Here is a 5,897-nt window from a genome sequence, read left to right as displayed (position 1 = left end):
ATGTGCTGGTGATCGGTGCCGGGATCGTGGGGCTCTCGACGGCCTACGCGATCACGAGGGCCGCCACCGGAAACCGGGTGGTGGTGCTGGAGGAGGAACCCGGCCCAGACCGCCACCCGCCCCGCCCGTCGCCCGATCGCGGTGACCTCGGAGCCGTACACGATGTGTGCGCCCGCGTCCGCCGCCAGGGTGGCCAGGCAGCGGGCCACCGCGCCGAAGTCGGTGATGCCGGTGGTGCCTACGTGGATGGCGGCGAGGCCGTTGACCTCGGGTTCGTACTGTGCGATCTGGGCGGGGCCCAGTTCGCGTACCGGGATGCCGTGCTCCCGGCCGCGCTGGATGAGGCTGTGCAGGCGGGGCAGCTCGGTGCGGTCGGTGGCGACGATCAGCTTGCCGGTGACCTCGTGGGGGATGGCGTGGTCGAGGCAGAACTTGACCATCTCCGCCGAGCCCTGGAGCGCGAAGCGGGCCTTCAGGGAGCCGGGCGGGTAGTAGATGCCGCTGTGGATCACGCCGCTGTTCCGGCCGGTCTGGTGGCGGGCGGGGCCGGGTTCCTTCTCCAGGACCACCACCCGGGTGCCGGGGGCGGCGCGCGTGATCGCGTAGGCCGTCGAGAGCCCCACGATCCCGGCACCGATCACCAGCACATCGCAGTCGTACGCCATCACAGCACCTCCCCTGGAATCAGACGTATCCCATCATGACCGGGGGGTCTGACAACGGGCCGGGCGCGGGGGCGTGCGGGCCGTGTCCAGGCCCGCACGCTCCCGGTTACGCCGGCGCCACCAGCAGAGGGCGCGCCCGTTCGCGCAGCTCCACCACGCGGGGCTCGTCCCCGTACGGCTCCAGGCGGTGCAGGAGGTCGCGTACGTACTCGGTCGTGCGGGCCGACGAGATGCGGCCGGCCACCTCGACCGCCCGGGTCCCGGCCGCGCAGGCCGCGTCCAGGTTGCCGGACTCCAGCTCGGCCACCGCCGAGACGACAAGCCGCAGGCCGTGCGAGCGGACGTACTCCTCCGTCGGGCGGGAGAGCGCCTGCTCCGTGAAGCGGCGGACCTGGCGGGGCAGCCGCAGGTCGCGGTAGCACTCGGCGGCGTCGGCGGCGAAGCGTTCGTAGGAGTAGAAGTCCAGCCAGGACGGGTCGGGGTCGCCCTCGCGGGAGCGCTCCAGCCAGCCTTCGGCGGCCTTGAGGGCCACCTCGCAGGCGCGCGACTCGTTGGCCTTGGCCTGGGCCCGCGCCTCGACCAGGCGGAAGAAGCTCATGGTGCGGGCCGTGGCCAGGCCGCGGTTGCGCTCCAGGGCCGCCTGCGCCAGGTCGACGCCCTCGTCGGCGAAGCCTCTGTAGGTCGCCTGGAGTGACATCGAGGCCAGGACATATCCCCCCAGCGGGACGTCGGCGGCGGCACGGGCCAGGCGCAGCGCCTGGATGTAGTACCGCTGGGCCGCCTCCTGCTGGCCGGTGTCGAAGGCCATCCAGCCCGCGAGCCTGGTCAGTTCGGCGGTGGCCCCGAAGAGGGCCCTGCCGACCTCGTCGCTGTACGAGGCGAGGAGCAGCGGCGCGGCGTCCACCCGCAGGCACTCGGGCACCATCGAGGAGCGCCAGTCCCCGCCGCCGTACTTGGAGTCCCAGCGGCGCGCGTCCTCGGCGGCCTCCCGCAGCTTGCTGACGTCGCTGTGGCCGACGTGCAGCGGCGCGGTGTCACCGGGGGCGCCGTCCTGGACACCCGCCGAGCCGTTGCCGTTGCGTACGTCCCGTAGGTCGGTCGCTTCCCGGGCGACCGAACTGTCGGCCGGGGATATCAGCCACCGGGACGCGGGTGTCGCGTACGCGCTCACCGAGAAGGATCCGGCCAGGCTCTGCCAGATGCCTCCGCCGCCGCGGCGTCCGGCCAGGTCGAGGCGGTACAGCTCGGTCGCGGAGCGGACGGCGGCGCCCACGTCGCGCGGGAAGGCCAGGCCCACTTCCGGGGCCGGGTCGGCGTCGGCCAGCCCGATCTCGTGGAGTGGTACCGGCCGGCCGAGCTTGCCGGCTATCGCGGCCGCGATCAGATGGGGCGCGGCGCCCTGCGGCACCATGCCCTTGGACACCCACCGGGCGACCGACGTCTTGTCGTAGCGAAGCGTCAACCCGCGCTGCGCCCCGAGGTCGTTGACCCGGCGGGCGAGCCCGGCATTGCTGATCCCCGCGAGGGCGAGAACGGTGCCGAGCTTCTCATTCGGCCCGCGTATATCCCTTGACATGCGCACCCCTCGACACAGCGACGGCCGCCCCGCTACCCCGGGGCATGCGTCCACCCAGAGTAGTTCGCCGAATCCCGACCGTTAAGTGCCGATGTCCCGGATGGCGGGTTTCAAGTCCAAGCGTGTGCAGGGGGTTTGGCATGTGCTCCGGGTACGTGTTGCCGTGCGCCCGTGTGTGCGCGCTGGCCGCTGCGGGACGGGAGCGCTTCCATGGGATTTGCGTGGGTCGGCCCGCTGCACTGGATCCAGTGGGCTGGGGGACACCGCCGCCTCATTCCCCGCGGGTGGCGGTCCGGTCCGGGGGGCGAGTCCCGCCTCCCGGACTGTCGCATGTGCGGGACGGGCCCGTCGAGTCGGCCTGGAGGGCGTCCGCTTGGCTGTGGCGGTCGGGAGGGCGCCCGGCCGTTCGGTACGGGGTGAGTGGGGCGTTCGTGGCCGTACGGGACGGGGGTCCGCAAGTCGGCCGGCCGGTCCCGGGTGCGGGGCGACCGGCGGTCGGCCGGTATCGGGCCAACCGCGGTGCACGCCGCAGATTTTGGCCGAAAATCGCCGTACGGGAGGGTGTCGTCGGAGCGAAACGATCGCCCGGGGCGTGTCTCCGGAACGGTGCCGAACCCTTGTCACCTTCCGCCACCTCCCCGCCTCCGGGCCGAGGGCCGCGAAGGGCCCTTCTTACACCACCGCGGCCCCCTCGGGGCACCACGCGCCCGGAACACGGCCCGAACGCATGCCGGACCCGGCACGCGCGCGCCCGGTAACGTCTTCCGAACACCCCCGTACACAGGCTCTCTTTGACGCCTCCCGAATGCCCCTGTCGTGGCAGCATGGTCCGCGCAACAGCTTGGCAACGGCTTGGCAATCCGCTGTGCGGGGCGGCGGTCCGGTCCACCCTGCCGGCCATCGGGGGCGCTCCCCCGGGTGGGCCGGCTTCCGCGGCGGCGGAGGGACGGGGGCCGCCCGGCGGCGGCGAAATGGGTGGAGGCGGCGATGCGCTGGTTGGTGGGGTGGAGCAGTACCGCCACGGGAGCGGTCCCCACCGAGGAGGCCCGCACGCTCGTCCCCGTAGGCGCGCAGCTTTTGTGGGGCGACCCCGACCCGCTGTGGGCGGTCGGCGACTGGCGCCCCGACGAGGTGCGCGTGGTCCAGGCCGACGCGCAGACCCGGCTCGCCGTCTTCGGGGTCTGCGGCGCCACCGACGACCAGCTGCGCGTCGGACTCTTCGCGGCCCGTGGCGGCGCGCTGCGCCACCTCACGGCCTGGCCCGGCAGCTACACGGCCGTCGTCCAGGTCGGCCGGCGCGTGACGGTCACCGGCGACCTGGCGGGCGCCCGGCCGGTCTTCCACACCCCGTGGGCGGGCGGTACGGCGTACGCCACCGCCGCCCTCCCGCTCGCCGACCTGATCGAGGCGGGCCTCGACATCGGGCATCTGGCCGCGCTGCTGGCCTGCCCGGACGCGCCCGAGGCGCTGGGCGCGGGCACGCCGTACGAGGGCGTACGGCGGGTACCGCCCGGCCACGCGCTCGTCCTGCGCGGCGGCAGCAGCGACATCACCTCGTACGAACCGACGGCCTCGCTGGCGGTGGCGGCGCCCCAACTGCCGCCCGAACAGGCCGTCGACGGGGTGCGGGACGCGCTGATCGAGGCCGTACGGGCGCGGCTGACCGGGGTCCGGCACGCTCCGGACCCGGACGGTCTGGGCGGGCTGGACCCGGGCCCGGTGCCGGGCATGGGGCCGGCCGAGCGGCGGGCCGCGCGGGGCGCGCCGGTCCCCGGCGTCGGTGCCGACCTTTCCGGAGGGAGCGCTTCCGCCACTCTGGCGCTGCTCGCGGCCGGACTGCCGGGGGTGCCGGGCACGGTCAACGGGCGCGGTGAGCGCCTGCTGGCCGTCACGTTCAACGACCGCGCCACCCACGGAGGACAGTCGTACCGCGAAGCCGAGCTGGAGCGCGCCCGGAGTATGGCCGCCAATCCGCGCCTCCGTCATGTGGTCGTCGCGGCGGGCGAGGAAGCCCTCCCGTATGCGGACCTGGAAAACGGGCCGCTCACGGACGAGCCGGGCCCGTCGCTGATCACCGCCGGACGCCATCGGCGACGCCTGCTGGCGGGGAGCGCGGACCACTTCGTGGGCGCCGGCGCGCGGCAGGTCCTGGACGCGCACCCCGCGCGCCTGGCCGACCTGCTCATGGACCGCCGCAGGCGCCACCTGCTGCGGCCGGTCACGGCGCTGGCCAGGGCCGACGGGCCGCTGTCGCAGTCCGCCCTGGTCCCGTTCACCGTCTACCGCGCGGCCCGGAAGCTGGCCCGTACGCCCTACGCGGCGGGAATCGCCGAGACGGCGACGCGCCTGAAAGAGCGGCAGTTTTCCGACGAGGCGGCGGGCGGCGGAGCGGTGGACGCCTCGCTGGCGGCGCTCTCCTGGTGCCGGCCCGGGCCCGCGGCGCGGTGGCTGACGGGGGAGGCGCTGGCCGAAGTATCGGTTCGCCTGACGTCCGCGGCCGACCGGTTGCCCGCCGTGGGGCGGCCCGGGGAGCGCCGGGCGCGCGCCGCGCTGGCCCGGCACGCCGCCGACCACCGGATCTTCGAACAGGCCGCCGAGGTACGGAACCAGCGGCTGCACGCGCCCTTCCTGGACAACCAGGTGGTGCTGGCCTGCCGCGCGCTCCCGGACACGCTCCGCGTGCAGCCGGGGGCGCGGGCGGCCGTGCTGCGCGCCGTCCTGTCGGGCGCGGGCGTCCGCGACCTGCCACCCGGCTGGGGCGCCACCTCGCACCTCACGCACGCCGCGGCCGTACGGGCGGGCCTGCGGACCTCGATCGGCGACGTGGTCGGTCTCTTCGACACCCCGCTGCTCGCCGACGCGGGCCTGGTCGAGGCACGCGTCGTACGCAAGGCCCTGCGCGCGGCGGCCGAAGGCGCCCCGCTGCCCCTGGACGGCCTCGCCGAACTCGTCTCCACCGAGCTGTGGCTCCGCCGCCTGCTCGCCCGGCGCGGCACCTGCTGGACCGGCACGGCCGCGCCCCGGCGGCGCGCGGTGGCGGGCGGGGTGACGCCCCGGCCGAGTCTTTGAGAAGCAGCCGGACAGATCACCTGCACGTGATCTGCGACTGCGCCCAATCGCCCAGGAACATCACGGTGTTGGACGAGGCGGGCTCGACGACCAGCCGCACCGTCTTGTGGCCGGTCAGCGGCACGTGCACAGGAACGGCCGGCTGACCGCCGCGCAGCACTCCCGACCGCCAGAGCCGCCGGCCGTCCGCATACACGGAAAAGCGCAGCACACCCAGGCCGAGCCCCAGATCGTCCACGCCCGCGTAGGCGTCGTACGCCGTGCACTGCCGGTGCAGATCGATGGTCACGGAGGACGGCGCGTGCACGGTCACGCCGTGCCGGTACTTCTTGCCGCCGATGCGCAGGCCCTGCCGCTGCCACAGCCAGCTGCTGTCCGCCATGCGCACCTCGGGCTTCGTGCCGTCGCCCAGGAGGTCCCACGTCAACTCGTTGATCTGGTACGGGGACGGGGCGGGCGCCGGCGGGGTCGGCCTCGGTCGCGGTGTGTGCGCGGGCGGCCGGGACGGCGGGGCCGAGTGCGGCGGCTCGGGCGCGGGTGCGGGCGAGGACTGTGACGGGGACGGGGACGGGGTCGGTGTGGGGCGG

The 5,897-nt window shown here is 74.7% G+C and carries 3 protein-coding genes and 3 pseudogenes; 3 read left to right on the top strand and 3 right to left on the bottom strand.

Annotated elements, in window-relative coordinates; genetic code table 11:
• Positions 1 to 2 precede the first annotated feature (2 nt).
• Positions 3 to 65: pseudogene (locus ADK86_RS45400) on the top strand (hypothetical protein); the annotation flags it as partial.
• A 105-nt stretch (positions 66 to 170) separates the two neighbouring features.
• On the opposite strand, the pseudogene ADK86_RS12425 reads toward ADK86_RS45400, so the two are convergent.
• A pseudogene (locus ADK86_RS12425) lies at positions 171 to 665 on the bottom strand (FAD-dependent oxidoreductase); the annotation flags it as partial.
• Between the two features lie 106 nt (positions 666 to 771).
• A complete protein-coding gene (locus ADK86_RS12420) occupies positions 772 to 2,241 on the bottom strand; it encodes a hypothetical protein (RefSeq protein ID WP_003980623.1) in 1,470 nt (489 codons plus the stop codon).
• A 987-nt stretch (positions 2,242 to 3,228) separates the two neighbouring features.
• Between ADK86_RS12420 and ADK86_RS12415 the strand changes: the two genes are divergently transcribed.
• Entirely contained in the window at positions 3,229 to 5,310 is a 2,082-nt protein-coding gene (locus ADK86_RS12415; RefSeq protein ID WP_107088462.1) for an asparagine synthase-related protein, read from the top strand.
• A 16-nt stretch (positions 5,311 to 5,326) separates the two neighbouring features.
• On the opposite strand, the gene ADK86_RS44410 is transcribed toward ADK86_RS12415, so the two are convergent.
• Entirely contained in the window at positions 5,327 to 5,692 is a 366-nt protein-coding gene (locus ADK86_RS44410; RefSeq protein WP_234345823.1) for an NPCBM/NEW2 domain-containing protein, read from the bottom strand.
• Between ADK86_RS44410 and ADK86_RS44405 the strand changes: the two are divergent.
• A pseudogene (locus tag ADK86_RS44405) lies at positions 5,691 to 5,897 on the top strand (hypothetical protein); the annotation flags it as partial. The gene ADK86_RS44410 and the pseudogene ADK86_RS44405 overlap by 2 nt on opposite strands.

The sequence above is a fragment of the Streptomyces sp. NRRL F-5755 genome (assembly GCF_001279365.1).
Taxonomy (GTDB): domain Bacteria; phylum Actinomycetota; class Actinomycetes; order Streptomycetales; family Streptomycetaceae; genus Streptomyces; species Streptomyces rimosus.
The sequence above is the reverse complement of the archived record's forward strand: the minus strand, read 5'-3'. Positions and strand labels throughout refer to the sequence as shown.